The following is a 2,199-nucleotide window of genomic DNA, read 5'->3' as shown; positions in this document are numbered from 1 at the left end:
GGCGACCGCTGGCCCCCGGCCAACACGTCACCCGGTCCCGGACGCCGCGTCCTCCAGGAAGGCCACCGCGTCGACCCCGCCCAGGTCCGCCAGCCCCAGCGGGAAGTAGCGGTAGTCCCGCGCGGTGTCCGACGCCGTGGCCCCGCCCCGCCCGTCCAGGACGGCCGCCACCCGGTCGGCGGCGAACAGCGCCTCGCCCTCCGTCGCCTCCCGCAGCACCCCCCGCACGGTGTCGGGACCGGGGTCCTCCAACCCCGGCCAGGGGGCGGTCCCGGTGTCGGCGGCGATCACCGCGTACTCCTCGCCCAGGGCCGTCGCCGCGACCGCCCCGGCACACCACCACCCCACCTGAGACCCCGCCATGGTCATCGCGGCGCGCTCGCGCCGCAGGTGCTGGTTGTGGGCGAACACCAGCGTCGGCCCCCGGTCCCGCTCGGCGCGCACGAGGGCCAGCAGGTTGTCGGCCATCATGGCGTCCCTGGCTCCCCCCAACCGCCCCACACGCGTGGCCTGGCCGACCGAGGAGTCCGCCATGACCGCGTGGTACCGCAGCAGGCCCCGAGCGGTACGCCCGAACAGACACGCCCGCCGGTACTCCTCACGGGAACCGGACGCCACCAGCTCCGGAGCCTCCGACCACAGGAGCCCGGCCAGGTCGTCGGCGACGATCCTCAACTCCCGCGCCCGCTCGCCCGCACCGATCGACCGGCCGGGGTCCATCATCGCCGCGGGTTCGGTCCACTCCCCGTCGTCACCGAGCAGCGCGTCCACGTTCTCCCACCCGTGCGGGATCCGGCCCGGATCCACGTAAGCCGCCAGATAGGCGTGCAACCCGGCCAGAGCGGTGCGCGGGCTGGCCGCCCCCGACATCTCGAGCGGGCCGTCGAACCCGTGGAACCCGACCCGGTCGGCCGGTTCCCGCCCCCCGTTGTACGCGCGCATCCACTCCAGCAGCTCCCGGTTGGCGGCCTGCTCACCGAAACCGTGGCTGAAACCGGTCGACAGGACCTCGTCCAGGTCACCGTCACCTCCTCGCACGTAGGCGTCGACCGCCAGCGCCGCCAGGCAGTCGCTCTCGACCGCGATCGACCGGTATCCCCACCGCTCCACCAGGTGACGCAGCACCCGGTTGCGCAGACGGGGGAAGGCCTCCACACCGTGGGTGGGTTCGCCCAACCCCAGGAGCCGCGGCCGACACCGCACGGAGCCGAGGAAGGCGTCCAACCCCGAGACGAGACCGGACCCGCCGGAGGGCGGTCCCAGCGGGCGGACAGCAGATGACACCGACATCGTGAACCTCCGAAGATCGCGGACAACATCTTCGACCGTATCCTTGAACCTTCGGTGGAGACTTTCACCGTGACAAGCACGAAAACCACTGACAAAACCTCAAACCCGAGGTGAACCATGCCGCACCGCGACCGGCTCCGGCCCGTCGACCTGGCCCGCGAACACGGCCTGTCCACCCAGGCCGTCCGCAACTACGAGGACGACGGGATCCTGCCCGCCGCCCCGCGCACCGACCACGGGTTCCGCCAGTACACCCCGACCCACGCCCAGGCGCTGCGCGCCTTCCTGGCCCTGCGCGCCGGACACGGACACCAGACCGCCGCCGCGATCATGCGGGCCGCCAACACCGGCGACCACGACACCGTCCTGCGCCTCGTCGACCAGAGCCACGTCCGGGCCCTGCGCGACCGCACCACCCTCGACGAGGTCACCGCCGCCCTGGACGACCTCACCACGGGCGAGCCCCCCACCCCGGCACACCGGCGCCCCCCGACCATCGGCGCCCTGGCCCACCAGCTCGACATCCGCCCGGCCACCCTCCGTAAATGGGAGAAGGCCGGCATCCTGCGCCCCGACCGCGACCCCGCCACCGGCCACCGCCACTACCCCCCGGACGCGGTCCGCGACGCCCACCTCGCCCACCAGCTACGGCGCGGCGGCCACCCCCTCGCCCACATCGCCACCATCACCGAGCAGGTCAGGAACGCCGGAGGGGTGGCCGCACTGGACGAGGCCCTGCGCACCTGGCGGGCCGACCTCACCCGGCGCTCCCGCGCCATGCTCGCGGCCGGAGCCGAACTCTCGCACTACCTCGACCGCACCGACACCACCGCGCACGACGCCTCCTGACCCGACCCCCACGAAGCGGGCCGGAGCGCCCCCACGGGAGGGACACCCCGGCCCACCGGT

Annotated in this window: 2 protein-coding genes; one reads left to right on the top strand and one right to left on the bottom strand. The window is 73.9% G+C overall.

Translation table 11 applies throughout. From position 1 onward, the window contains the following. Positions 1-27: 27 nt before the first annotated feature. On the bottom strand, positions 28-1,284 hold the full coding sequence (locus D471_RS36370; RefSeq protein ID WP_241479725.1) for an erythromycin esterase family protein: 1,257 nt from the start codon (positions 1,282-1,284) through the stop codon (positions 28-30). 123 nt (positions 1,285-1,407) lie between these two features. On the opposite strand from D471_RS36370, the gene D471_RS0126470 reads away from it, so the two are divergent. After that, positions 1,408-2,139 carry a MerR family transcriptional regulator gene (locus tag D471_RS0126470; protein ID WP_017601407.1) on the top strand — a complete coding sequence of 244 codons (732 nt, stop codon included), beginning with the start codon at positions 1,408-1,410 and terminating at the stop codon, positions 2,137-2,139. The last annotated feature ends 60 nt before the right edge of the window (positions 2,140-2,199 follow it).

Source organism: Nocardiopsis lucentensis DSM 44048, from assembly GCF_000341125.1.
Lineage (GTDB): Bacteria > Actinomycetota > Actinomycetes > Streptosporangiales > Streptosporangiaceae > Nocardiopsis > Nocardiopsis lucentensis.
The sequence above is the reverse complement of the archived record's forward strand: the minus strand, read 5'-3'. Positions and strand labels throughout refer to the sequence as shown.

Bases quoted from the DNA above. Each gene is read 5' to 3' on its own strand.
- D471_RS0126470 (WP_017601407.1), top strand. From the start codon at position 1,408: ATGCCGCACCGCGACCGGCTCCGGCCCGTCGACCTGGCCCGCGAACAC.